Annotated in this window: 26 protein-coding genes; 15 read left to right on the plus strand and 11 right to left on the minus strand. The window is 67.5% G+C overall.

The features are described 5' to 3' along the window. From AC3ISA_RS06700 to AC3ISA_RS06720, 5 genes are read left to right on the plus strand one after another with little or no spacing between them, the layout of a single operon-like run. Positions 1-840 (plus strand): carbon-nitrogen hydrolase family protein, encoded by an 840-nt coding sequence (locus AC3ISA_RS06700; RefSeq protein WP_489179835.1) that lies wholly within the window; start codon positions 1-3, stop codon positions 838-840. A gap of 7 nt (positions 841-847) precedes the next feature. Next, positions 848-1,282, plus strand: a complete 435-nt coding sequence (locus tag AC3ISA_RS06705) for a DUF1178 family protein (protein ID WP_489179836.1) — start codon at positions 848-850, stop codon at positions 1,280-1,282. Between the two features lies 1 nt (position 1,283). Then, positions 1,284-2,105 carry a DUF6597 domain-containing transcriptional factor gene (locus AC3ISA_RS06710; protein ID WP_489179837.1) on the plus strand — a complete coding sequence of 274 codons (822 nt, stop codon included), beginning with the start codon at positions 1,284-1,286 and terminating at the stop codon, positions 2,103-2,105. A 24-nt stretch (positions 2,106-2,129) separates the two neighbouring features. Beyond that, positions 2,130-2,603, plus strand: a complete 474-nt coding sequence (locus AC3ISA_RS06715) for a DUF6265 family protein (RefSeq protein ID WP_489179838.1) — start codon at positions 2,130-2,132, stop codon at positions 2,601-2,603. A gap of 11 nt (positions 2,604-2,614) precedes the next feature. Next, complete coding sequence (locus tag AC3ISA_RS06720; protein ID WP_489179839.1) at positions 2,615-3,091, plus strand: GNAT family N-acetyltransferase; 477 nt, start codon at positions 2,615-2,617, stop codon at positions 3,089-3,091. Here the strand turns inward: AC3ISA_RS06720 and AC3ISA_RS06725 are convergent. Then, positions 3,088-3,411: a hypothetical protein gene (locus AC3ISA_RS06725; protein WP_372691654.1), complete on the minus strand. Its 324-nt coding sequence runs from the start codon at positions 3,409-3,411 to the stop codon at positions 3,088-3,090. The genes AC3ISA_RS06720 and AC3ISA_RS06725 overlap by 4 nt on opposite strands. 218 nt (positions 3,412-3,629) lie before the next feature. On the opposite strand from AC3ISA_RS06725, the gene typA reads away from it, so the two are divergent. The 5 genes from typA (at position 3,630) to AC3ISA_RS06750 (ending at position 11,480) form a co-directional block, all read left to right on the plus strand. Then, entirely contained in the window at positions 3,630-5,462 is a 1,833-nt protein-coding gene (gene typA / locus AC3ISA_RS06730) for a translational GTPase TypA (protein WP_489179840.1), read from the plus strand. Between the two features lie 47 nt (positions 5,463-5,509). Beyond that, positions 5,510-8,215: a [protein-PII] uridylyltransferase gene (gene glnD, locus AC3ISA_RS06735; RefSeq protein WP_489179841.1), complete on the plus strand. Its 2,706-nt coding sequence runs from the start codon at positions 5,510-5,512 to the stop codon at positions 8,213-8,215. A gap of 37 nt (positions 8,216-8,252) precedes the next feature. After that, positions 8,253-9,848, plus strand: coding sequence for a murein biosynthesis integral membrane protein MurJ (murJ, locus tag AC3ISA_RS06740; RefSeq protein ID WP_489179842.1), 1,596 nt, complete (start codon positions 8,253-8,255; stop codon positions 9,846-9,848). A 124-nt stretch (positions 9,849-9,972) separates the two neighbouring features. Further along, complete coding sequence (trpS, locus tag AC3ISA_RS06745; RefSeq protein WP_489179843.1) at positions 9,973-11,016, plus strand: tryptophan--tRNA ligase; 1,044 nt, start codon at positions 9,973-9,975, stop codon at positions 11,014-11,016. Then, positions 11,016-11,480: an OsmC family protein gene (locus AC3ISA_RS06750; protein WP_489179844.1), complete on the plus strand. Its 465-nt coding sequence runs from the start codon at positions 11,016-11,018 to the stop codon at positions 11,478-11,480. The genes trpS and AC3ISA_RS06750 overlap by 1 nt, the downstream gene beginning before the upstream one ends. Here the strand turns inward: AC3ISA_RS06750 and AC3ISA_RS06755 are convergent. From AC3ISA_RS06755 to AC3ISA_RS06765, 3 genes are read right to left on the minus strand one after another with little or no spacing between them, the layout of a single operon-like run. Next, positions 11,477-12,418: an NAD(P)/FAD-dependent oxidoreductase gene (locus AC3ISA_RS06755; protein ID WP_489179845.1), complete on the minus strand. Its 942-nt coding sequence runs from the start codon at positions 12,416-12,418 to the stop codon at positions 11,477-11,479. The genes AC3ISA_RS06750 and AC3ISA_RS06755 overlap by 4 nt on opposite strands. After that, a complete protein-coding gene (locus AC3ISA_RS06760; RefSeq protein ID WP_489179846.1) occupies positions 12,396-12,875 on the minus strand; it encodes an Rrf2 family transcriptional regulator in 480 nt (159 codons plus the stop codon). Before AC3ISA_RS06760 ends, AC3ISA_RS06755 begins: the two co-directional genes overlap by 23 nt. Before the next feature lie 57 nt (positions 12,876-12,932). Next, a complete protein-coding gene (locus AC3ISA_RS06765; RefSeq protein ID WP_489179847.1) occupies positions 12,933-13,715 on the minus strand; it encodes a dienelactone hydrolase family protein in 783 nt (260 codons plus the stop codon). A 75-nt stretch (positions 13,716-13,790) separates the two neighbouring features. Here AC3ISA_RS06765 and AC3ISA_RS06770 point away from each other — a divergent pair, with 75 nt between their 5' ends. Together AC3ISA_RS06770 and AC3ISA_RS06775 are read left to right on the plus strand one after the other, a co-directional pair. After that, the gene (locus tag AC3ISA_RS06770; protein WP_489179848.1) at positions 13,791-14,426 is read left to right on the plus strand and encodes a PadR family transcriptional regulator; all 636 of its coding nucleotides are present in this window, start codon (positions 13,791-13,793) and stop codon (positions 14,424-14,426) included. A 2-nt stretch (positions 14,427-14,428) separates the two neighbouring features. Continuing rightward, entirely contained in the window at positions 14,429-15,226 is a 798-nt protein-coding gene (locus AC3ISA_RS06775) for a siderophore-interacting protein (protein ID WP_489179849.1), read from the plus strand. Between the two features lie 3 nt (positions 15,227-15,229). Here the strand turns inward: AC3ISA_RS06775 and AC3ISA_RS06780 are convergent, their stop codons facing one another. Together AC3ISA_RS06780 and AC3ISA_RS06785 are read right to left on the minus strand one after the other, a co-directional pair. Further along, positions 15,230-15,868 carry an alpha-ketoglutarate-dependent dioxygenase AlkB gene (locus AC3ISA_RS06780; protein ID WP_489179850.1) on the minus strand — a complete coding sequence of 213 codons (639 nt, stop codon included), beginning with the start codon at positions 15,866-15,868 and terminating at the stop codon, positions 15,230-15,232. Further along, positions 15,831-16,199 (minus strand): hypothetical protein, encoded by a 369-nt coding sequence (locus AC3ISA_RS06785; protein WP_489179851.1) that lies wholly within the window; start codon positions 16,197-16,199, stop codon positions 15,831-15,833. Before AC3ISA_RS06785 ends, AC3ISA_RS06780 begins: the two co-directional genes overlap by 38 nt. A 291-nt stretch (positions 16,200-16,490) precedes the next feature. Here AC3ISA_RS06785 and dnaK point away from each other — a divergent pair, with 291 nt between their 5' ends. The 3 genes from dnaK (at position 16,491) to dapB (ending at position 20,533) form a co-directional block, all read left to right on the plus strand. Next, positions 16,491-18,410 (plus strand): molecular chaperone DnaK, encoded by a 1,920-nt coding sequence (dnaK, locus tag AC3ISA_RS06790; RefSeq protein WP_489179852.1) that lies wholly within the window; start codon positions 16,491-16,493, stop codon positions 18,408-18,410. Positions 18,411-18,584: 174 nt separating this feature from the next. After that, positions 18,585-19,787 carry a molecular chaperone DnaJ gene (dnaJ, locus tag AC3ISA_RS06795; protein ID WP_489179853.1) on the plus strand — a complete coding sequence of 401 codons (1,203 nt, stop codon included), beginning with the start codon at positions 18,585-18,587 and terminating at the stop codon, positions 19,785-19,787. Then, positions 19,784-20,533, plus strand: coding sequence for a 4-hydroxy-tetrahydrodipicolinate reductase (dapB, locus tag AC3ISA_RS06800; RefSeq protein WP_489179854.1), 750 nt, complete (start codon positions 19,784-19,786; stop codon positions 20,531-20,533). Before dnaJ ends, dapB begins: the two co-directional genes overlap by 4 nt. 122 nt (positions 20,534-20,655) lie before the next feature. Here dapB and dnaQ read toward each other — a convergent pair whose 3' ends face one another. Genes dnaQ through AC3ISA_RS06825 form a run of 5 tightly spaced genes read right to left on the minus strand, consistent with a single transcriptional unit; the run spans position 20,656 to position 24,363 of the window. Beyond that, entirely contained in the window at positions 20,656-21,378 is a 723-nt protein-coding gene (gene dnaQ / locus AC3ISA_RS06805) for a DNA polymerase III subunit epsilon (protein ID WP_489179855.1), read from the minus strand. Between the two features lie 24 nt (positions 21,379-21,402). Then, a complete protein-coding gene (gene coaE / locus AC3ISA_RS06810; protein ID WP_489179856.1) occupies positions 21,403-22,035 on the minus strand; it encodes a dephospho-CoA kinase in 633 nt (210 codons plus the stop codon). Continuing rightward, positions 22,032-22,862, minus strand: a complete 831-nt coding sequence (locus tag AC3ISA_RS06815) for a shikimate dehydrogenase family protein (RefSeq protein WP_489179857.1) — start codon at positions 22,860-22,862, stop codon at positions 22,032-22,034. Before AC3ISA_RS06815 ends, coaE begins: the two co-directional genes overlap by 4 nt. Further along, positions 22,859-23,497: a Maf family protein gene (locus tag AC3ISA_RS06820; RefSeq protein ID WP_489179858.1), complete on the minus strand. Its 639-nt coding sequence runs from the start codon at positions 23,495-23,497 to the stop codon at positions 22,859-22,861. The genes AC3ISA_RS06815 and AC3ISA_RS06820 overlap by 4 nt, the downstream gene beginning before the upstream one ends. Then, positions 23,494-24,363, minus strand: coding sequence for a pyruvate, water dikinase regulatory protein (locus tag AC3ISA_RS06825; protein ID WP_489179859.1), 870 nt, complete (start codon positions 24,361-24,363; stop codon positions 23,494-23,496). The genes AC3ISA_RS06820 and AC3ISA_RS06825 overlap by 4 nt, the downstream gene beginning before the upstream one ends. Positions 24,364-24,454 lie beyond the last annotated feature (91 nt).

Here is a 24,454-nt window from a genome sequence, read left to right on the forward strand (position 1 = left end):
GTGAGCGGCGGGCTCGACATCGCCCTGATCCAGACGCGTACGCCGGCGACGGCGCAGGCGGCGCTGGCCCATGTCGAGCCTCTGATCCGCGAAGCCGCGGCCGGCGGGGCGAAGTTCATCCTGACCCCCGAGGGGACCAATGTCCTGGAGCAGCGCCGCGATCGTCGCGACGCCGCGATAACGACCGAGGACGCCGATGTCGTCGTTCTGGGTCTGCGTCGTCTGGCGGCGGAACTGGGCGTCTGGCTGCTGATCGGCTCGGCCATCGTGAGGTCCGGCCATGCCGGTGACGGCCGCGCCGCCAATCGGTCGCTATTGATCAATGCGTCGGGAGGGATCGTCGCCCGATACGACAAGCTGCACGTCTTCGATGTGAACCTGCCGAACGGCGAGACCTATCGCGAGAGCGCGACTGTGCGGCCCGGCGACGGGGCGGCGGTCGCCGACACGCCCTGGGGCCGGCTGGGCCTAACCATCTGCTACGACATCCGCTTTCCACACCTGCACCGCCAGTTGGCCAAGGCGGGCGCGTCGATGATCGCCGTGCCCGCCGCCTTCACCGCCCCGACCGGCGAGGCGCATTGGGAGACGCTGTTGCGCGCGCGCGCCATCGAGACGGGCGCCTTCGTCCTGGCCCCGGCCCAGGGCGGGCTGCATAAGGATGGTCGCCGCACCTGGGGGCGGTCCACCGTCGTCGGACCGTGGGGCGAGATCATCGCCAAGGCGGATCACGACGACCCTTGCATCGTGACGGCGAAACTGGACATGGAGGCTGTGGCCAGGGCGCGTGCGGCCGTGCCCGCCCTGACACATGATCGCGATTTCCTGCCCGCCGTTTGATTGTCCCATGATCCGCTACGCCCTGAAATGCGACCAGGCCCACGGCTTCGAGGCCTGGTTCGGCTCCTCGTCCGACTTTGACGGTCAGGCGGAACGTGGTCTGGTGGAATGCCCGTTCTGCGGCTCGCATTCGGTTCAAAAGGCGATCATGGCCCCGGCCGTAAGCGGGGCGCGCAAGTCCGATCCGGGCTCGGATGTCGCCGCCAAGATGCAGACCCTTATGATGACCGCCGCCCGAGAGGTGCGCGCCCACGTCGAGGCCAACTTCGACTATGTCGGCGACACTTTCGCCCGCGAGGCCCGCGACATTCACGAGGGCAAGTCCGAGAAGCGCGAGATCTATGGCGAGGCGACGCCTGCCGAGGTGCAAAAGCTGAAGGACGACGGCGTGCCGGTCTCGGCCCTGCCCGACGCCCCGCCGGACCCGTCCAAGGTCAACTGAGGTGGCCTCGGGGGAGGGAAGATATCAGGAGTTCGCGCCGCCGCCGGCCCTGAGGCCGTTCGTCCGCGTGATCTGGACCTATGCCGCACCCGATCCTTCACCGACCATCCAGCGCATTGCGCCCGATGGCTGTGCCGAGCTGATCTTCGACCTGGGCGCCCCCTATGCGGAACAGGGCGACGATGGCGAATTCCGCCTGCAGCCCTCGGCCCTGTTCGCGGGGCAGATGACCCGGCCTGTGGTCATGCGGCCGACCGGTCCGACCGAACTGGTCGCCGTTCGGTTTGAGCCCGATGGCGCGCGCGGCTTTCTGGGGCGGCCGCTGAACGAGGCGACCGACCGGCGGCTGGACATGGTCGAGCGCCTGGCCGGCTTCGTCGCTCCGACCGGAGATCCAACGGGGCAGGTCGCGGCCATCGCCGCCTGGCTTGACGCGCAGAGGCGTGGTGCGGACTGGACGATAGACCCGGTGATCCGGGCTGAGATCGAGTTGTCGGCCGACGATCGTCCGGCGCCGATCCGATCTCCGTCCGAACAGCGCGCCCTTCAGCGCCGGTTCGCCGATCGGGTCGGGGTGTCGCCGCGCCTGCTGCGTTCGATCTTTCGCTTTCGCCGCGTGTTCGATCATGCCGCCGACCCGGACAGGGGCGAAAGCTGGCTCGCGGCCGGGCTGGAGGCCGGCTATTTCGATCAGCCGCAGATGGCGCGCGACTTCCGACGCTTTCTGGGCTGCACCGCCACCGAATGGGCGCGTGAACAGCATGAGTTGGCCCGCGCCATCGCGTCGCAAACCTACAAGCTGTCGGGGCCGCATCCCGTCTAGCTTATGCGCCTCGACTGGAGAGCGATGACGACCATGCTGACCCCGCTGCTTCTCGCCGCTGCGCTTCACGCGGACCTGCGCCCCGACCTGGGCTGGATGTCCGGCTACTGGCTGTCATGCGAACCAGGGCGCGAGGTGTCCGAGACCTGGACCGATCCGCGCCTGAACCTGATGCTGGGAACATCCCTGACGGTGCGCGGCGGCCGGGCGGGGTGGGAGCTGTCACGCATCGCGCCGGTCGATCCGACCCCGGCGGCCCCTCTGGCCTATTTCGCGCATCCCGAAGGGCAGGCTGCGACACTGTTTCCGGTCATCGCGTCCGGTCCGACCCGCGTCGTGTTCGAACAGGCGGCGGACGACGACTTTCCCAAACGCGTCGTCTATGAACGCGAGGGCGATGTCCTGAACGCCCGGATCGAAGGCGTGATGGACGGTCAGGAAAGGATCATCCGATGGCGCTTCCAGAAGGCGGAACTGAACGCCCGCTGCCCCAGCTAGACTGGCGGCCCATGCGGCCGACCGACATCGACGCCGTGGTCGAGGTCGCGCGCTTGTCCTTCCCGAACCATTTCGAGGACCGGCCCTGTTTTGAAAATCGGCTGGCGCTGTATCCGCGCGGCTGTTTCGTGCTGGCGGATGGGGATGGCGGGGTCCGGGGCTATCTGATCGCCTATCCGTGGCGGGCCGAAAGCGCGCCTGCGCTGAACACGGTGATCGAGGGACTGCCGGCCGAACCGGCCCTGATCTATCTGCACGACCTGGCCCTGCATCCCGAAGCGCGGGGCGGGGGCGTCACGGGCCGGATCATCGAGCGGCTGGCTGAACAGGTGGCTGAAGACAGCTGGCCCGCCATCGCCCTGGTCGCGGTCAACGACGCGGTCGGCTTCTGGTCACGGCACGGTTTCGTCGAACAGCCGGCCGAGGCCATGGCGGCGAAACTGGCCAGCTACGGTTCTGACGCCCGCTATATGCTCAGGCCGCTCTAAGGCCGGTTGAGGGCGGTCTGACCGCCCGCCCTCACGAAGTCCAGGCGGCTGGACCAAGGCAGGGCGTTGTAGGCCCGACGCCTCATCTCCCGCTCGCACATCAGGGGGTCGCCCACAGAATTCGGGGTCAGAAAGGCGCGGTTCGCGGCGCACCAGTCACGACTGGCGACCCGAATGCGTCCCGCCAGCATCAAAGCGTCTCCCGATCGAGCCATCTGCAAGCCCTGGGCATCGACATGCATGTCCGGCGCTGCGCCGGCGAGCAAAGCGCCAGCCACCATCAATTCCAGCATCAGGCCCATCGTCACAATCTCCCGCATTAGAAGAGCCTGCCTTCAGGCCCTCGCTGGAAAGAGGAGACGTCCGACGTCATCGGATGCGGCCCTGCGGATGAAATATCGGTAAGCTTGGAATAATCGCCGCGAACGCCCGCTATGGTGTTTCTGTCCACATGCCTGTAAGAGGCGCGCGCCTCCCGCATGCCTTTTCATGACCAGCGGCCGCCCGTATGCCGGCCGCGCCTTTTCGCGATTATCAAATGAACCTGCGCAACGTCGCCATCATCGCCCACGTCGACCACGGCAAGACGACCCTGGTGGACCAACTGCTCGCCCAGTCCGGCGTCTTCCGAGCCAACGAGGCGCAGACCGAGCGCGCGATGGACTCCAACGACCAGGAAAAAGAGCGCGGCATCACCATTCTGGCCAAGTGCACCTCGGTGCTCTGGAACGGCAAGGCGGGTGAAACCCGCATCAACATCATCGACACCCCCGGCCACGCCGACTTCGGGGGCGAGGTCGAACGCATCCTGGGCATGGTGGACGGTTGCGTCATCCTGGTCGACGCCGAAGAGGGCGTCATGCCCCAGACCAAGTTCGTGCTGACCAAGGCGCTGAAGATGGGGCTGAAGCCAATCCTCTGCATCAACAAGGTCGACCGCGCCCACGCCGATCCCGACCGGGTCCACAATGAGGCCTTCGACCTGTTCGCCGCCATCGGCGCGACCGACGAACAGCTGGACTTCCCTCACATCTACGCCTCGGGCCGCAACGGCTGGGCGACGATGGATCTGAACGTCCCGAACGACAACCTGGCCCCGCTGTTCGACCTGATCGTCGACCACGTCCCTGCGCCCAAGGTGCAGGACAACCGCGACAAGCCGTTCCAGATGCTGAACGTGCTGATCGAGTCCGACCCCTTCCTGGGCCGGATCCTGACCGGCCGGATCGAGAGCGGCAAGGCCGTTCCCGGCATGGCGATCCACGCCCTGGACCGTGAAGGCAAGGAAATCGAGCGCGGCCGCATCACCAAAGTCCTGGCCTTCCGCGGCCTGAAGCGTCAGGCCCTGGACGAAGGTTCGGAAGCGGGCGACATCGTCGCCATCGCCGGCATGTCCAAGGCGACTGTGGCCGACACCCTGTGCGCCATCGAAGTCACCGACGCCCTGCCCGCCCAGCCGATCGATCCGCCGACCATCTCCATGACCGTCTCGGTCAACGACAGCCCCCTGGCCGGTCGCGAAGGCGACAAGGTCCAGTCGCGCGTCATCCGCGACCGCCTGCTGAAGGAAGCCGAAGCCAACGTCGCCATCCGCGTCACGACCACCGAAGGCGGCGACGCCTATGAAGTGGCCGGTCGTGGCGAACTGCAGCTGGGCGTTCTGATTGAGAACATGCGTCGCGAAGGCTTCGAGGTCTCGATCTCGCGTCCGCGCGTGGTCTTTCAGGAAGGCCCCAACGGCGAGAAGATGGAGCCGATCGAAGACGTCATGATCGACGTGGACGACGAGTTCTCGGGCATCGTCATCGAGAAGCTGTCGGCCCGTAAGGCCGAAATGACCGACATGGGTCCGTCGGGCGCCGGCAAGACCCGCATCAGCCTGAAATGCCCGTCGCGCTCGCTGATCGGCTATCAGGGCGAGTTCCTGACCGACACGCGCGGTTCGGGCGTGCTGAACCGGGTCTTCAGCCACTACGAAGAATACAAGGGCGCGATCGCCGGCCGTCTGAAGGGCGTGCTGATCTCGAACTCGGACGGCGACACGGCGGCCTTCGCCCTGTGGAACCTGGAAGATCGCGGCGTCATGTTCGTCGGCGCCGGCGAGAAGACCTACCAGGGCATGATCATCGGCGAGAACGCACGCTGGGACGACCTGGACGTCAACCCGATCAAGGGCAAGCAACTGACCAACGTCCGCGCCTCCGGCAAGGATGAGGCCGTTCGCCTGACCCCGCCGCGCCAGATGTCGCTGGAACAGGCCATCGCCTATATCGACGATGACGAGCTGGTCGAGGTGACGCCGAAGTCCATCCGCCTGCGCAAGCAGACGCTGAATCCGTCGTTCCGCAAGAAGCGCGTTCGCCCGGAATAGTAATCCCTCACTGACGCGAAGGGGGATGCGGCCTATAGGTGGCTGACATGACCGCTTCGCCCAGTCTGGATGACCGCCTTGACGAGGCCGCCCGCGCGGGAGATCCGCGCGCGGCGGTCTCTGTCGTTTTGCGCGAGACCTATGACGCCGCCCGCGCCCGCGCCGAGCGCAAGCTGGACGGCGGCATGAAGGGGCGCGATGTCGCCCGCATCTACGCCACGGCCGCCGACGACATGCTGGCAGGCCTGTGGCGGGTCGCGACCCAGGTCCTGTTCCCCGTCTCCGCCGTCGAGAGCGAGCGGCTGTCCCTGGTGGCGGTCGGGGGTTACGGCCGGGGCGTCCTGGCGCCCTTTTCCGACCTGGACCTGCTGTTCCTGCGCCCTGCCAAGGCCACGCCGCGCGGCGAGAACGTCATCCAGTTCGTCCTCTATGTGCTGTGGGACCTGGGGGTGAAGGTCGGGCCGGCGGTGCGTTCGGTCGAGGAATGCCTCAGCCTGTCGCGCACCGACATGACGGTGCGGACCACCCTGCTGGAAGCGCGGCCCCTGGCGGGGGACTCAGGCCTGGCCGAACTGATGATCGGCCGGTTCCGCGACATGGTGTCGAAATCCGACCCACGCCCCTTCATCGCCGCCAAGCTGGAAGAACGGGCCGTCCGGCACCAGAAGGCGGGCGTGACGCGCTACAAGGTCGAACCCAACGTCAAGGACGGCAAGGGCGGGCTTCGCGACCTGAACACCCTGTACTGGATCGCGCGGTCCCTGGCGCCCGACAGCCGGCTGGGCGCGACGGTGATGGACGAGATGTTCACCTCGCGCGAGCGTCGCGCCTCCGACGACGCCTTCGACTTCCTGTGGCGGGTGAGGATCCATCTGCACCTGATCGCGGGACGGGCCGAGGAGAAGCTGACCTTCGACATGCAGCCCGAGGTGGCCAGGCGCATGGGCTGGCAGGGGCGGGGCGACGAACCGGCGGTGGAACGGTTCATGCGTCGCTACTTCCTGGTCGCCCGCGACGTCGGCGCCCTGACCCGCGCCATGTCGGCCAAGCTGGAGGCGCGTCACCAGAAGACGGCGCAGGGCCTGTCGCGGCTGATGACCTCGTTCCGATCCACGCGGCGCAAGCTGGAGGTCGAGGGGTTCTGGGTCGATCAGGGCCGGCTGTCGGTCGAGGGGCCGGAGGTGTTCGCCGCCGATCCGGTCAAGCTGCTGACCCTGTTCGTCTGCGCCGACAAGCATGATCTGGACCTGCACCCCGACGCCTTTTCGGCCGTGACCCGGTCGCTGTCGCTGGTGACGCCCAGGCTGCGGCGCGATCCCGCGGCGACGCGGGCCTTTCTGGACATTCTGGCGCATGGCCAGCGGCCCTATCGAGTCCTGACCATCATGAACGAGACGGGCCTGCTGGGACGGTTCCTGCCCGAATGGGGGCGGATCGTCGGCCAGACCCAGTTCAACATGTACCACGCCTATACGGTGGACGAGCATACGCTGCAGGCCATCGGCATCATCAACGACATCGCGCGCGGCAAGCTGAAGGACGACCACCCGTTGGCGACAGAGATCGTCCAGTTGATCTCGGACATGGAAGCCCTGATGCTGGGCATGTTGCTGCACGATGTGGGCAAGGGCGGGGAACGGGGACAGCTGGAGGACGGCGCCATCGCCGCGCGCCGGGCCTGCGAACGTCTGGGCGTCGATCCGCGCCGTATCGAACTGGTCGTCTGGCTGGTGCGCAGCCATCTGGCGCTCAGCGACTATGCCCAGAAGCGCGACCTGTCCGATCCCGCCACCATCCGCGCCTTCGCCGAGCTGGTGGGCGAGCCCGAGCGGTTGCGGATGCTGCTGGTCCTGACCGTGGCCGACATCCGGGCCGTCGGGCCAGGGGTGTGGAACGGCTGGAAGGGTCAGCTGATGCGCACTCTCTACAACCAGGTCGCCGCCTTGTTCCGGGGCGAGGACGTGGCGCGCGAGGATCCGCTGGCGGCGCACCCGGCCCTGGTCGAACGCGCGCGCCAGACGGGCGCCGCCGCCGAGGCCGCACCGACCGCCCCGGTCGCGGGACTGGCGGTCCAGACCACCGAAATCTCCATCGCCGCCGCCGACAGACCGGGCCTGTTCGCCGACCTGGCCCAGACCATGGCCGCCCTCGGCGCCGACGTGACCGACGCCCGCGTGGCGACCACATCCGAGGGTCTGGTGCTGGACGTCTTCCGCATCCAGGACGGGGCGGGTCTGCCCTATGGCCAGGCCGAGCCGCGCCGGATCAAGACCCTGGTCGATGCGCTGGAAAAGGCCGCGCGGGGCGACGGCCGTATCGGCAAGGCGCCGGACCCGACCGGCAACGCCCGAAAGGCCGCCTTCGAGGTCCGGCCCGTGGTCATGGTCGATCATCACGCCAGCGAGCTGGCCACAGTGGTCGAGGTGTCGTGCGCCGACCGGCCCGGCCTGCTGGCGGCCCTGTCGCGCGTGTTCAACGACGAAGGCCTGAACATCCGCTCCGCCCACGTCGCCTCCTATGGGGAACGGGCGGTCGACAGCTTCTATGTGGTGGACCGCAAAGGGCGAAAGGTCGCCTCGGAACAGAGCATCGCCGAACTGCGCACGGCCCTGGAGGCGGTGCTTGACAGCCGCGCGCCCGCGCCGGCCGGACGCAAGGTCGCCTCGGCCCGCGCCAGCGCCCGCGACGTCTCCGACCTGGGCCGCCGCAGCCCGCGCGCGAAGCCGGTATCGCCCGCCGGGGAAGCGCGCTAAGCGAAAGTCTTCTTTCCGCGCCCTGTCGAATGTCCGCATGAGCCTCGCCCGCAACACCCTGGTGCAGTCGACCCTGACGCTGGGCAGCCGCCTGCTGGGCTTCGGCCGCGATCTGGCCCTGTCGGCCAACTTCGGCCAGGGGGCGCTGATGGACGTCTGGTCCACGGCCCTGATGCTGCCCAACATGTTCCGTCGCCTGTTCGCCGAGGGCGCCTTCGCCCAGGCCTTCGTGCCGGTCTATGGCGGAGTCAAGACGCGCGAAGGCGACGAGGCCGCCGCCGTCACCGCCTCCGAGGCCATGTCCTTCATGTTCGCCGTGGTCGCCGCCTTCTGCATCCTGCTGCAGGTCGCCATGCCGTGGATCGTGCCCCTGCTGCTGTCGGCCTGGAGGGACGACGCCGAGGTGATGCGCGTCGGGGTGATCGCCACCCAGTTGGCCATGCCCTACCTGGCTTGCATGACCATCGCCTCCCTCTTGTCAGGGGTGTTGAACACCGGTGGTCGGTTCGCCCTGTCAGCGGCGGTGCCTGTCTTTCTGAACCTTTGCACCCTGGCGCCGCTGTTGGGCGGCTTTTTCCTGCCGGTCTCGCCCGCGATGGTGTTGCTGGCCACCAGCGCGGCGGTCACCGTCTCGGGCGTCATCCAGGCCGGCCTTCTGTGGTGGGGCGTGCGGCGTCTGGGCGTGCGGCTGAAGCTGGGCCTGCCGCGCCTGACCCCGAACGTGAAGCGCGCCCTGGCCCTGGCCGTGCCCGGCGCCATGGCCGGGGGGGCCATGCAGGTTAACTCGGTCGTGTCCCAGGTTCTGGCCGGGTCCGACGCCGGCGCCCGCTCGGTGCTCTACAACGCCGACCGCCTCTACCAACTCCCACTGGGCTTGGTCGGGGTCGCCATCGGTCTGGCCCTGGTGCCACGCCTGACCCGCGCCTTCGTTTCCGGCGATCACGAGGGCGGTCAGAAGACGCTGGACGACGGCATCAACCTGGCCATGGCCTTCACCCTGCCCGCCGCTGTGGCCCTGTTCGTCATTCCCTTCTTCATCATCGACGCGACGGTGACGCGCGGCGCCTTCACCAGCGCCGACGCCGCCCGCACCGCCGACGTGCTGCGTCAGTTCGCCTGGGGCGTGCCGGCCTTCGTCCTGGCCAAGGTCCTGACCCCGCCCTTCTTCGCCCGAGAGGACACGCGCCGGCCGATGTATTTCGCCGTCACAGCCGTGGTCATCACCGTGGTTTTGGGGTCGGGCCTGTTCTTCTGGTTCCGCACCCAGGGCTGGGACGGAGTGCTGGGCCTGGCCATTGCAACCAGCGTCTCGGCCTGGGTCAATGTCGGCCTGCTGGCCGGCGTGCTGATCCACGAGAACGCCTGGCGACCGTCGCCCGCCTTCGTCTCGCGCATCGCCCGTGTCCTGGCCGCCAGCGCCGTCATGGCCGGCCTGCTGCTGCTGGCCAGCATCAACTATGGCCTGCTGAGCCGGACTTTGCTGGCCAAGGAGATCGCCGTCCTCGTCGTCTGCGGCCTGGGCGCGGCCGCCTATGGCGTCTGCCTCTTCGCCTTCCGCGCCGTCACCCTGTCGGAACTGAAGGCGACCCTGCGGCGCGAGCCGGGCGGCGGCGTGGTCTCCGGTCTGGACTGACCGGCGGCGAACCGATAAGCGCGAGGCCATGACGACCTCGGACCTGATTCCGACCGGCGATGGCGCGGCTGAACCGCCGCCGCCTTCACCACGCCTGCCTTTCGACCTTCCGAGACCCGACCCTATGACCGACCAGACCCCAGCCGTTGCGACATACGACGGCCCACGCCGCATCCTGTCCGGCATCCAGGCCTCCGGCGCGCTTCATTTGGGCAACTATCTCGGCGCCCTGAAGCGGTTCGTCGAACTGCAGGACCAGGGCGCGCCCGTCTTCGTCTTCGTCGCCGACATGCACGCCATCACCGTGTGGCAGGATCCGGCCAAGCTGGCCGCCCAGACGCGCGAGATCGCCGCCGCCTATCTGGCCTCGGGCCTGGACCCGGCCAAGTCGATCATCTTCCCGCAGTCGGCCGTGCGCGCCCACGCCGATCTGGCCTGGGTCTTCAACTGCGTCGCCCGCCTGGGCTGGCTGGACCGGATGACCCAGTTCAAGGAGAAGTCGGGCAAGCACAAGGAGCGGGCCTCGGTTGGGCTCTACACCTACCCCGTGCTCCAGGCCGCCGACATCCTGCTGTACAAGGCGACCGAGGTGCCGGTCGGCGAGGACCAGAAGCAGCATCTGGAACTGACCCGCGACATCGCCGCCAAGTTCAACAACGACTTCGGCGTTCCCGGCTTCTTCCCCGTGCCCGAGCCGATCATCCAGGGGCCGGCGACGCGCGTCATGTCCTTGCGCGACGGGGCGGCCAAGATGTCCAAGTCGGACCCGTCCGATAACAGCCGCATCAACCTGACCGACGACGCCGACACCATCGCGTCCAAGATCAAGCGCGCCAAGACAGACCCTGAGCCCCTGCCGGAAACCCTGGACGGGTTGAACGACCGGCCCGAGGCCAAGAACCTGGTCGCCATTTACGCGGCACTGGCCGGCCTGACCCGCGAACAGGTGATCGCCCAGTTCGGCGGTCAGGGCTTCGGCGCCTTCAAGCCGGCGCTGGCGGACCTGGCCGTCTCTTCGCTGGCCCCGGTCACGGCCGAGATGCGCCGCCTGATGGACGACCCGGCCGAGATCGACCGCGTGCTGAAGGACGGCGCCGAACGCGCCGCCGCCGTCGCCGACCCGGTGGTGGACGAGGTCAAGAAGATCGTCGGCTTCTGGAGGGCGTGATGGGTCAGTACGAGGCGAAGATCGCCTGGAGCCGGGGCGACCAGCCCTTTTTGGACAAGCGCTACAGCCGCGCCCATTCCTGGACCTTCGACGGGGGCGCGGTCGTGCCTGGTTCGTCGGCGCCGTCCAGCGTGCCCCTGCCGATGTCCGACGCCTCGGCGGTCGATCCGGAGGAGGCGATGGTCGCCTCCCTGTCCAGCTGCCACATGCTGTGGTTCCTGGCCTTCGCCGCCAACGCCGGCCTGGTGGTCGACACCTATATCGACGAGGCCTCGGGCAAGATGGGCAAGGACGAGAAAGACAAACGCTACCTCGCCGAGGTGACGCTGCGCCCCTTCACCAGCTTCACCGGCCGCGAGCCGGACCAGGCCGAGATCGACGCCCTGCACCATCAGGCCCATGACCACTGCGAAATGGCCCATTCGGTGCGGGCGACCATCACGGTCGAGGCGACGATCGGTTAGGCGGCGATCGCCGTCTCCTCCTCCACCAGGGACCGGAACAGGGCGTGGGCGGCCAGCATCCCGTCCGAGGTCGCCAAGGTGATGTTGGACGCGGCCCGCGCCAGGTCGCCGGCGGCGAAGACGCCCGGCTGGGTCGTCTGTTGCATACCGTCCACCTTGATCACCCGGCCCATCGGCGTGTCGGTCATCTCGCAGCCCAGCCGCTCGGCGAAGGGGCTGGCGACGCGGACGTTGGCGCCGACGAAGATGGCCTTCAGATCCACAAACCGCCCATCCATCAGCCGCGCTCCGGTCAGGGTCGGGGCCTCGCCCTCCAGCCGGGCGATGGGCGTGGTTTCGATGGTCACGCCACGCCGGTAGAGCAGATGGGCGTCCTCTGGCGACAGACCGACCTCCAACCCCATGAACAGCGTCACCTGGCCCCATTCGGCGACGGTCGCAGCATATTGGACCGCATGGTCGCCGCGCCCCAGCACTCCGATGGGGCCGCCGCCGATCTCGTAGCCGTGGCACCAGGGGCAGTGCAGGGCGGTTCGGCCCCAGCGTTCCTTCACGCCGGGAATATCGGCCAGCACGTCCTCGACCCCGTGCGACAGCAGCAGGCGGCGGCCCCGGGTCCGCGTGCCGTCGGCGAAGGTGACCGAGAAGCCGCCCTCAATCCGCTCGACCCCGACGGCCTCGGCCATGCGGAAGGCGGCGGTGGGATAGGCGGCGACCTGGGCGCGGGCGGCGGCGGCGATCTCGGCGCCAGGCTTGCCGTCATTGGCCAGGACGCCGTGGGCGCGGGCGGCGAAACGATTGCGTGGCCGCCCGTCGTCGATGACCAGCACCCTGCGCCGCGCGCGGACCAGCTGCATTGCGGCGGACAGGCCGGCGTAGGAGCCGCCGATGATCAAGGCGTCGTGCGGCATGGGCTCAGCCTTCGTGGCGATGGGCATGGAACAGGTCTCTCTTCGGGTGTTCGGCCATCCGGCGCGAGAAGTCCGCCGCCAGATCGGCCAGGGTGATGTCGTTCAACCGCGCGACCAGCAGGGCGCGGGCGGCGGCGTAGGTCTCGCCCAGGGCGTCGTTGACCGCCGCCTCGACCAGACATCCCTCGGCCTCGACCGGCGGCGTTTCGGGGATCAGGCCCGGCTCGCCCAGGGCGGTGTTCACCTGGCCCAGGGTGACCTGGTCCAGCGGCCGGGCCAGCCGCCAGCCGCCGCCATGCCCCTTTTCCGAGGCCACCATTCCCTGTTCGCGCAGGCCGGCCATGGTCCGGCGCACCACGACCGGATTGGTCGACAGGCAGACAGCAAGCTGATCCGAGGTCATGGGCGCGCCGGTCCGCGCCTCATGCTCGGCCATGTGCAGCAGGGCGTGGAGGATGTTGGAGAGGCGAGAATCTCTTTTCATGTAACTTCAATTGTTACGTGATGCGCCACGCGTCAAGACGGGCCGGCGAGATTCTTTTCAAACGTGAGGGGCGACGTCGGTCAGGAAGGCGCGGAAGCGGCGCAGGGCCTCTTCGGTCAGTTCCGGGTCATGGCGCATCGGACCGTTGTTGGTCGGCTCGTCGAACGCGTGGGTGCCGATGGCGACCCAACTCTCGACCTCGGCGCCGCAGTTGCGGATCATGGCGTTGACCTGTTCGGCGTTGCGCTCGGTCGTCAGGTGATCACGCTTGCAGGTGACGGCCAGCACCTTGGGGCAATGCCGCCAGGGCTTCATCCGGTTGAAGGCGAACGGGCCGATATAGGGATACATCAGCCAGACGGCGCGGACGCCCGACAGGTCGGCATCTGCGGGGTTGGTCACCCCCATGGTGTTGGGCAGCGGTTCGGCGCTCATCATTTCCATGATCGACCAGCCGCCGTGGCTCCAGCCGCCGAGGGTCACTTGCGTTTCGTCCACGTCCGGCCGGGCCGAGATTCCCTGGATCGCCGCCAGCACGTCACCGGCCCGCTCGTAGCCCCGGAATGACAGACCGGTGCAGACCGCCGTCAGGGTGAAGGCGCGTCCCCAGCCGCGCGGGCCGTAGGAATCGATGATGAAGGCCCGCCATCCCGCCACCTTGGCCGCCGCGGCGTAGCGGGGCAGGTGGTCGCGCAGTCCGCCGCAGCCGTGGAACAGCAGCACCGCCGGCCGGGGCCGGTCGTCGTCAGGGCCCACGACGGTCATGTGGGGTTCGAGGCGGGCCCAGCGGCGCTTGAGGTCGTCCATCCCCGATTTACGCCGCAGCTTGCGCCCGAACACCAGCCCCTCTTGCGGATTTCATCATTCAGATATATCTAACCGCTCGTGAATAGATATATCGAAAAGGAATCGATCATGAGGTCCAAGGGGATCTTTCAAGGACGCCGTGACGGATGCGGCGAAAAACACGGTCGTCATGGCGGCTTCGGCCATGCTTTCGGCAGAGACATGCGCGGCGGACGCGGCGCGGACTTCGGTCCCGGCTGGGAAGGCGGCGAGGCGCGGGGACGCGGTCACGGCCATGGCCGGCGCGGCGGTGGTCGCCTGTTCGACCACGGCACGCTTCGCTGGGTGCTGCTGTCGCTGATCGCGGAAAAACCCAGCCACGGCTATGAGTTGATCAAGGCGGTCGAGACGAGACTGGGCGGCGCCTATTCGCCCAGCCCGGGCGTCATCTACCCCAGCCTGACCCTGCTTGAGGAAATGGGCGCGCTGGAGTCCGAGGCACAGGGCGGCAAGAAACTGTATTCGATCACCGGCCCCGGCCGCGCCCTGCTGGCCGAGAACGAAGAGATTCTACGCGCCGCCGAGGCGACCATGGACAAGTTCGCCGCACGCGCCCTGCGTCCGACCGCCATCCAAGACGCCATAGGCCGCCTGCGCCACACGATCCACGGCCGTCTGACGGGCGAGACCGCCCTGACCGAGGCCCAGGTCCAGGCCATCGCCGGCATCCTGGCCGAGGCCGCCGACAGGGTCGAAAAGGCATGAGCATGCGTGAAGCCCGCCGGGTGCGGCACGAACTGAAGTTCCGCACCCTGACCGTGGCCTCGGTTCAGGATCTGACCCCGGCCTATCGCCGCGTGGTCCTGACAGGGGACGATCTGGACGGCTTCGTGTCCCTGGGGTTCGACGACCATGTGAAGATCTTCCCGGTCGCCGAGGGCCGGGCGCCGGTCCTGCCCACCGTCGGGCCGGACGGTGCTGTCTTTCCCGAGCCGCGCCCCGTCGCCCGCGACTATACCCCTCGCGCCCATGACCCAGCGGGCCGGACATTGACGCTGGACTTCGTCGTCGGCCACGGCGGCCCGGCGACCGAATGGGCCATGGCGGCGAAGGTCGGCTCGATCCTGGGCGTCGGCGGTCCGCGCGGCTCCTTCATCGTGCCGACCGATTTCGCCGATCATGTGCTGATCGGCGACGAGACGGCCCTGCCGGCCATCGCTCGCCGTCTGGAGGAACTGCCCGGCGGCGTCCGCGCCCATGTGGTGGTCGAGGTCGCGGACGCAGGCCAGACCCTGACGTTCGACAGCGCCGCCGAGGTCGCCGTGACCTGGACAGTCCGTAACGGCGCCCCGCGCGGGCGGGCCGACACCCTGCTGGGCGCGCTTGACGCGGCTTTGGCCGGGATCGACCCGACAGACGCCTATGTCTGGATCGCCGCCGAATCCGCTGTGGCCAAGGCGTTACGGGCTCGGGTGCTCGACTTCGGCTTCTCGCCCAAGTCCATGAAGGCCGCCGGTTACTGGCGCCTAGGCGGCGGCGGCGCCCACGACGTCATCGAGGACTGACGCTCAGCCCGCACGCCTTAGTGTCAGGTTCAGCCGCCCACCGCCGGGAATCAGGCGCGACGAGCCCTCCAATACGCGGTCGATCCCGTGTCGGGCCAGTCGCGCCGGTCCCGTCAGGGCGCAGACGTCGCCGCTCTCCAGCTTCAGCGTCGTGGTGCTTCCGCCCTCGGCCGCGCCGATGCGGAACATGGCCGCGTCGCCCAGCGACACCGAAAGCACCGGCGCGCCCAGGTCGGCCTCGTCCTTATCCTGATGCAGGCCCATCTTCGCGGCCTCGCGATACAGATTGACCAGACAGGCGTCCGGCGGTTCGGGCCAGCCGACCGTGGCGTCCCACAGGTCCAGCAGAACTTGCGGGATCGCGGGCCAGGGCCGGGCCGTCTCGGGATGGGTCGCTTGATAGCGATAACCGCTTCGATCCGACACCCAGCCCAGCGGCCCGAAATTGCTCATCATCACCGAGAACGCCCGCCCGCCGGGCGTAATGGGTCGATAGAGCGGGGCCTGATCTAGTCGTGCGAACACATCGGCGACCAGATCGGCCTGCGCTGCCGCATCGAGCGCCCCCGGCCACAGCCGAAAGCCCTCGACGGCGGTCTTTACCTCAACGGGTGTAGCTGTATTCGCCGATTTCGCAGACATTGATGCGTGAACGCGTCAGCTCCTCGCCATTGGTGAACTCGGCCTTAAAGTCATAGATACAGGCGCCCGAGCCGTCATCGATATTGATGCGCACATTCTGACCGTTCTCCAGCACGTCGTCGCCCAGGATGTCCTCTTCCCAGTCGTCCTTGCGCGAATCCGACGCATAGAAGCGCAACATGGTCCAGCCGGTGCGGTTCTTGATGGTGACGTGACGGTCGTAACCGTCGCGCGACTGAACCGTCGGCGCTGTCGCGGGGGCCGGTGCAGCCGCGGCGGCCCCGACCAGAAGGGCGGCGGCGACCGCGGCCTTGAGCATGGTCTTGATCATTGTTTCCTCTCCCTTCCTTGATCGCGACCCCCTGAGCGCGACTAAAATTCTTATGCCTCACAATCGCGAACCCCGCATCTTTGAATTTCGTCGTTCTGTGAGATGGGTTGAATCGCAAATCGCCCTTGCAGGCCGGGGGGATTTTCCCATATCGGGGCCAGCTTCGGAGAAACCCCGCGAAAACTGGGGCTATCCAAACCGATCCACGCCAACCCAACCGGGGGCGGTCACGCGCGGCGCTTCTTCGAAGGCCGCCGCATCGCCCGCTGAATGAGAAAGACTGAAGAACACATGGCCAAGATTATCGGCATCGACCTCGGCACCACCAACTCCTGTGTGGCCGCCATGGACGGCAAGACCCCCAAGGTCATCGAGAACGCCGAGGGCAACCGCACGACCCCGTCGGTCGTGGCGATCCAGGACGGTGCAGAAACGCTGGTGGGCCAGCCCGCCAAGCGTCAAGCCGTAACCAACCCGTCCAACACCTTCTTCGCGATCAAGCGTCTGATCGGCCGCAGCTTCGATGATCCGGTGGTGGCCAAGGACAAGGGCATGGTGCCCTACGAGATCGTCAAGGGCCCGAACGGCGACGCCTGGGTGCGCGCCTTCGGCAAGGACTATTCCCCCCAGCAGATCTCGGCCTTCATCCTGCAGAAGATGAAGGAATCGGCCGAGGCCTTCCTGGGCGACAAGGTGACGCAAGCCGTCATCACCGTGCCGGCCTATTTCAACGACAGCCAGCGCCAGGCCACCAAGGACGCCGGCAAGATCGCCGGCCTGGAAGTGCTGCGCATCATCAACGAGCCGACCGCTGCCGCGCTCGCCTATGGCCTGGAAAAGAACGAAGGCCAGAAGATCGCCGTCTATGACCTGGGCGGCGGCACCTTCGACGTCTCGGTTCTGGAAATCGGCGATGGCGTCTTCGAGGTGAAGTCGACCAACGGCGACACCTTCCTGGGCGGCGAGGACTTCGACCTTCGCCTGGTCGATTATCTGGCCGACGAGTTCAAGAAGGAGCAGAGCGTCGATCTTCGCCAGGACAAGCTGGCCCTGCAGCGCCTGAAGGAAGAGGCCGAAAAGGCCAAGAAGGAGCTGTCGACCACGACGCAATACGAGGTCAACCTGCCGTTCATCACCATGAACGCGTCCGGTCCGCTGCACCTGAACATCAAGCTGACGCGCGCCAAGCTGGAATCCCTGGTCGACGACCTGGTCCAGCGCACGATCGAGCCGTGCCGCAAGGCCTTGGCAGACGCCGGCCTGAAGGCGTCGGACATCGACGAAGTCGTCCTGGTCGGCGGCATGACCCGCATGCCCAAGGTCGTGGAGGCCGTGAAGGCCTTCTTCGGCAAGGAGCCGCACAAGGGCGTGAACCCTGACGAAGTCGTGGCCCTGGGCGCCGCCGTTCAGGCCGGCGTTCTGCAAGGCGACGTCAAGGACGTGCTTCTGCTGGACGTGACCCCGCTGACCCTGGGCATCGAAACCCTGGGCGGCGTCTTCACCCCGCTGATCGAGCGCAACACGACGATCCCGACCAAGAAGAGCCAGACATTCTCGACCGCCGACGACAATCAGTCGGCCGTGACGATCCGGGTCTTCCAGGGCGAGCGCCCGATGGCGTCGGACAACAAGATGCTGGGTCAATTCGACCTGATGGGCATCCCGCCGTCGCCGCGCGGCATGCCGCAGATCGAGGTCGCCTTCGACATCGACGCCAACGGCATCGTCAACGTCTCGGCCAAGGACAAGGCGACCAACAAGGAACAGTCGATCCGCATCCAGGCGAACGGCGGCCTGTCGGACGCCGACATCGACAAGATGGTCAAGGAAGCCGAGGCCAACGCCGCCTCCGACAAGGTCCGCAAGGACCTGGTCGAGGCCCAGAACGCCGCCGACAGCCTGATCAACTCGACCGAGAAGGCCCTGGCCGAACACGGCGACAAGGTCGGCGCGGAAGAGAAGACAGCTATCGAGACCGGCCTGACCGAGCTGAAGACCGCGCGCGAAGGCACGGACGCCGAGGACATCCGCGCCAAGACCAACACCCTGGTCCAGGCCTCGATGAAGCTGGGCGAGGCCATGTACGCCCAGCAGCAGGGCGCGGGCGAAGGTGAAGCCGCCCCGGCTGACGACGGCGTTGTCGACGCCGAGTTCGAGGAAGTCTCGTCAGATTCCGATCTTGGGGACGGCGACGACAAGAAGAGCGCCTGATCCGCAACAGGTCGCTGAAATGATACGGCCCCGCTTGTCTTGCGATAGGCGGGGTCTTTTCATGAAACTTGCATCATTCGTCCCGGCCCCCATGTCAGCCGGGACATCGATTTCGACCAGCGCGCGATAGAGGCGAGGCGGGATCGAACGGGGAAGTATGAGGACGGACGCCCGATGGCGCGTGATTATTACGAGGTTCTGGGCGTCGAACGCACGATCGACGCGCCCGGTCTGAAGGCCGCCTACCGCAAGCTGGCCATGATCCATCACCCGGACCGCAATGGCGGCTCGGAAGAGTCGATGGCCCAGTTCAAGGAAGTGTCCGAGGCCTATACGGTCCTGTCGGACGAGAACAAGCGCGCGGCCTATGATCGGTTCGGCCATGCGGGGGTGAACGGCGGCGGTGGCGGAGGCTTCGGCCAAGGCCAGCAGGGCTTTTCGGACATCAACGACATCTTCTCGCAAGTGTTCGGCGATGCCTTCGGGGACGCCTTCGGCGGCCGTCAGCAGGGCCGGGGCCAGCAGGGCGGACCGCGTCGCGGCTCGGACCTGCGCTACGATCTGGAGATCACGCTGGAGCAAGCCTACAAGGGCGAGGACGTCGAGATCGACATCCCCTCGACCATGACCTGCGACACCTGCGAAGGGTCCGGCGCCAAGCCCGGCACAAAGCCCGTCACCTGCACCACATGCCAAGGCGCAGGCCGTGTGCGCCAGGCCAACGGCTTCTTCCAGGTCGAGCGCACCTGCCCCCGCTGCCACGGCCAGGGTCAGATGATCGCCGATCCCTGCACGACCTGCCACGGTCATGGCCAGGTCCGCAAAAACCGCACTCTCAACCTCAAGATTCCCGCCGGCGTGGACGATGGCTCGCGCATCCGCCTGTCGGGCGAGGGCGATGCGGGCCAGCGCGGCGGGCCGCGCGGCGACCTGTATGTCTTCCTATCGGTGACGCCGCACGATCTGTTCGAGCGTGACAACCTGGACCTGTTGGTGACCGTGCCCGTGCCGATGACGGTGGCGGCCCTGGGCGGCGAGATCGACGCGCCGTGCCTGGTGTCAGCCGCCTGCGACGGTAACTGCAAGGCCGCCGTCACGGTGCCGGCCGGCGCCCAGACCGGCAAGACCGTCCGCATCAAGGGCAAGGGCATGCCCCATCTGAACGGCCGCAACCGGGGCGACCTGGTCGTCGAGCTGTTCGTCGAGACGCCCACGGACCTGACCGCGCGCCAGCGTGAGTTGTTGGAAGAGCTTGCCCTGTCGTTCGGCGAGGGGCAGAACCCTCGCAACTCCAGCTTTGCCGGAAAGGCGAAGCGCTTCTGGGCCGACATCCTGGGCAATCAGGACGCGGACGGATCGAAAGAGAACGCGGCTTGAGCGCAATCTTCCACGCCGGCATTTCCGGCTATCGCGGCCGGATGGGTCGCGCGGTTTCCCAGGTGCTGGACGCCCGCGAGGACGTGGTGGTCGCCGCCCGCTTCGATTGGGGCGAAACCGCCGACCTGTCGCTGTGCGACGTGATCATCGACTTCTCGACGCCCGACGCCTCGGTGTCGCTGGCGCAGAGCGCGGCGGAACGCGGCGGCCCGGCTCTGGTCATAGGCTCCACCGGCTTCACGCCGGAACAGGAGGCCGACTTAATGAAGGCCGCCGAGAAGATCGCGATCGTCAAAAGCGGCAACTTTTCCCTGGGCGTGAATATCCTGATCGGCCTGGTCCAGCACGCGGCCCAGCGTCTGGACGCCCAGGACTGGGACATCGAGATCACCGAGGCCCATCACCGGCGCAAGGTGGATTCGCCCTCGGGCACCGCGCTGATGCTGGGCGAAGCGGCTGCCGAGGGTCGGTTCGCGGACTTGGCGGACCTTCAATCCAAACCCTATGACCGCGTGCAAGGCGAGCGCGAGAGCGGCAAGATCGGTTTCTCCTCTATCCGAGCCGGCGGCATCATCGGTGAGCACACGGTCCTGTTTGCCTCCGAGGACGAGGTCCTGACCCTCAGCCACTCGGCTATCGATCGGTCGCTGTTCGCCCGCGGCGCCGTCGCCGCCGCCGCCTGGGTCCGCACCCGCAAGGCCGGCCTCTACGATATGCAGGACGTGCTGGGTTTCCGGCAGGCTTGATACTTATAGGCGCTGACGCGCCGCGCTATGTTCGCCCCCGGGTCCGATCTCTGATCGGCCCGAGGACAGGCTCTGCGGTCGCTCTCGACTTGAGCGCCTCTGTGAGGCTGGAGGTCTAGCGACTAGGCCGCGTCTTCCTGCACCGGCAGGCCATAGGCCTCCCATAGAGAGCGATTCTTCAGCGCCTTGGTCAGGAAGGCGACGTGGGCGGCCTGTTCCTCGGGCGTGGAGCGGAGCGTCAGCGGGCGCGGACGCTGGCCATAGACGGCGGTTTCCAGCGCGCCGCCGGGACCGCGACCGACCGGCCCGGACGACAGGTCCAGCACCCGCTCCTTGCCGCCGCGCAGCTCCAGATAGACCTCGGCCAGCAAGCGGGCGTCGATCAAGGCGCCGTGCAGCGTCCGCTCGACCAGCGACACCTTGTAGCGTTTGCACAAGGCGTCCAGCGAGTTGGGCATGCCTGGAAACCGGGTCTGGGCCAGTTTCAGCGTGTCGATCCAGCGCGCCTCGCCGGTGATCGGCCGGCCGCACAGCTTGTACTCATGATCGATGAAGTTGCGGTCGAAGGCGGCGTTGTGCGCGATCATCTGCGCGTCGCCGATGAATTCGATAAGGTCGTCCGCGATTTCGGCGAACTTGGGCGCATCCTTGACCTTGTCGTCGGTGATGCCGTGGACCCGGATCGCATCGGGCGGGATCAGCCGCTCGGGATTGACGAAGCGGTGAAAGGTCCGGCCAGTCGGCAGCAGATCCTGAATTTCGATGCAGCCGACCTCGATCAGCCGATCGCCCGTCTTGGGGTCGAAGCCGGTGGTCTCGGTATCCAGAACGATTTCGCGCGCCATGTCCCCTTAATGGAGACATTCGCCTCAGTGCGAAAGGCCGGCCGCGCCTTGCCGGGGAGATATCCACGACGGGTCCAGGACGGTGGCGACGATCGCCTCCACATCCGCCCGCGCCGCATCGAAGCCTCGGCCGGTGTCGATCACGAAATCTGCACGGGCGCGCTTTTCGGCGTCCGGCATCTGGCGCGCGAGGATGGCGTCGAACCGTTCGCGCGTCATGCCGGGACGGGCCAGCACGCGCTCGGCCTGGATCGCGGGACCGGCAGTGACGACGACCACCGCATCGACCGACTGATCGCCGCCGGTTTCGAACAGGAGGGGGATGTCGAGAACCGCCAGCCTCGTCCCCGCCGCTCGCGCCGCATCAAGGTCCTCCGCCCGCCCTTGGGCGACTAGCGGATGGACGATGGCCTCCAGCCGGCGAAAGGCGGTCTCTTCGCGACCCAGGGCCTCGGCCAGTCGCGTGCGATCCACGGCGCCGTCAACGATCACGCCGGGAAAGGCTGCGCCCACCGGCTCGACAGCCGCACCGCCAGAGGCATAGAGGCCATGCACCGCGTCGTCGGCGTTCCAGACGACCGCGCCCAGATCGGCGAACATGGCCGTCGTCGTGGACTTGCCCATGCCGATGGAGCCGGTGAGACCGAGCAGGATCATGCCGTCTCGCCCAAATGGCGCATCAGCAGGGCGCGCAGGTCCAACGGCGGCGGCGAGCGACGAAACAGGGCCTGGAATGACGGCGCCGCCTGGCCGATCAGCATGGCCAGACCATCCACCGTCGGCAATCCACGCGCCCGCGCAGTCGTCAGGAACGGTGTGGCCAGCGGCTTATAGGTCATGTCCATCATCACCGTGCCCGGCGCGATCAGGCCAAAGTCGATTTCCGGCGGGACGCTGAGCGCATTGACGACCAGGGCTGCGCCGTCAAAAGCCTCCGCCGCCGCCATAACCCGCACAGACGGCCCAAAGTCGTCAGCCAGTGCCTGGGCCCGTTCCGGCGACCGATTGACGATGCGAACCTCGGCGCCGGCCTCGACCAGAGCGCCAGACCCGGCTCGCGCCGCACCGCCGGCGCCCAGCATGACCACCGGCCGGCCAGCGACGTCCAGATCCGGCGTCTGTTCCTTCAGCCCCCGCATCAGTCCGACGCCGTCTGAGCTGTCGGCCAGCACACGCCCGGCCTCGAACTGAAGAATGTTGGCCGAGGACGTGAGCCGCGCTGCCGGCGTCGCTGTATCTGCCAGGGCGAAGGCCTGTTCCTTGAAAGGCGCGGTGACGTTCAGGCCCATGATCAGCCCGGCGCGTCCCGCCGCGACCAAGGCCTCGAAACCGGCTGCATCGGCGGGGGTGAAGGGGACATAGGCGCCGTCGATGTCGCCCGCCGCCAGCCAGGCGTTGTGGATCACCGGACTGAGCGAATGGGCCACCGGATTGCCGGCGATCCCGGCGACCATGGCCGCGCCGGTTATGCGATGTTGCCTCATGCCGCGATCACTCCCGCGCGCCGTAGTTCGGCCAGAACAGGCCACAGGGGCAGGCCCAGGACGGTGAAATAGTCACCGTCCACCGCCTCGAACAGCTGCGACCCCAGACCCTCCAGCCGGTAGGAGCCGACGCAGGACAGCAAGATCTGGCCTTCCGCCGCCAGATAGGCGTCGAGGAAGGCGTCGGAGAAATCCCTCATCCGCATCTCGACCGTATCGACGCCGGACCAGACGATCTGACCCTTGGTCGCCAGGGCGGCGCCGGAATGGAGCTGGTGCGACTTGCCGCGCATGGATTTCAGCCGCTCGCGCGCCGCATCTAGCGATTTCGCCTTGGACACGAGGCCGCCATCGAAGGCCAGGGTCTGGTCCGAACCCAGCACCCAGGCGGTTTCGTCATCGCGCGACACGGCCAGCGCCTTGGCCTCCGCCAGTCGCACCGCCAGGGTCGCAGCGTCCAGATCCCCGGACACGGCCTTGATCGCGTCCTCGTCCACATTGGCGACCCTCACCTCGAAGGCGACGCCGGCGTTTTCCAGCATGGCGCGACGGGCGGCGCTCTTGGACGCGAGGATCAGGGTTTCGCGCTCAAGCAGCCCGGAGGGCGGTAGCGCACCAGAAAGCTCCGATTTCACCAGGTCGTCCCGATCTTGTGGTTGCGATGTTCGCTGAGCAGGTTGGTGATCGCGGCCGCCGTTTCCTCGACCGAGCGACGGGTCACGTCGATGGTGGGCCAGCCGCGCCGTTCGAAAGCGCGTCTGGCCTTGATGGTCTCGTCCCGGACGGCGTCCTGATCCGTATAGTTGGACGACTGGTTGGCGTTCAGATTGTCGATCCGGTTGCGGCGGATCTGCACCAGCCGGTCGGGCGACACCGTCAGGCCGATCACCAGCGGCTTCTTCAGCTTCGTCAGCCGCTCGCCGTCCTCCTGGCCCGGCACCAGCGGCACGTTCGCCGCCCGGATGCCGCGGTGCGCCAGATAGATGCAGGTCGGAGTCTTGGACGTTCGGCTGACGCCGCACAGGACGACATCGGCGCCCTCCAGCTGTTCCAGCGACCCTTGGCCGTCGTCATAGGCCATGGCGTAATCCAGCGCCGCGATCCGGTTGAAATAGTCGTGGTCCAGCGCGTGCTGGGCGCCGACGCGGGTCGACAGGGCCGCGCCCAGATAGCGCGACATGGCGCCGACAAGCGGATCCAGCGCCCCGATCTGCGGCATGTCCAGCCGGCGGCAGCCTTCCTCCAGCTGTTCGCGCAGCTCGCGATCCACAAGGGTGTGCAGAACGACGCCCGGCGCGGCCGCGACCTCGTGCAGCACCCGGTCCATCTGCTTGTCGGACCGGACCAGGGCGTAGATGTGCTCGATGGGGATGACGCCATCGAAGCGGGCCGTCACGGCCTTGGCCATGGCGTTCAGCGTCTCTCCGGTGGAATCCGACACCAGATGCACATGGAAATAGGTGGCCAGACGGGCCGGTCCCGAAGGTCTCGCTGGGCTCATGAGACTGTCTGTCTCCCTGTTGAAAGTTAGGGGACGGCGTTGGACCGTCGGGGCGCCGTTTTCCTTAGCCGCTCCTCGCCCGGCCCGCGAG

The organism is Brevundimonas sp. KH_058 (assembly GCF_057838505.1).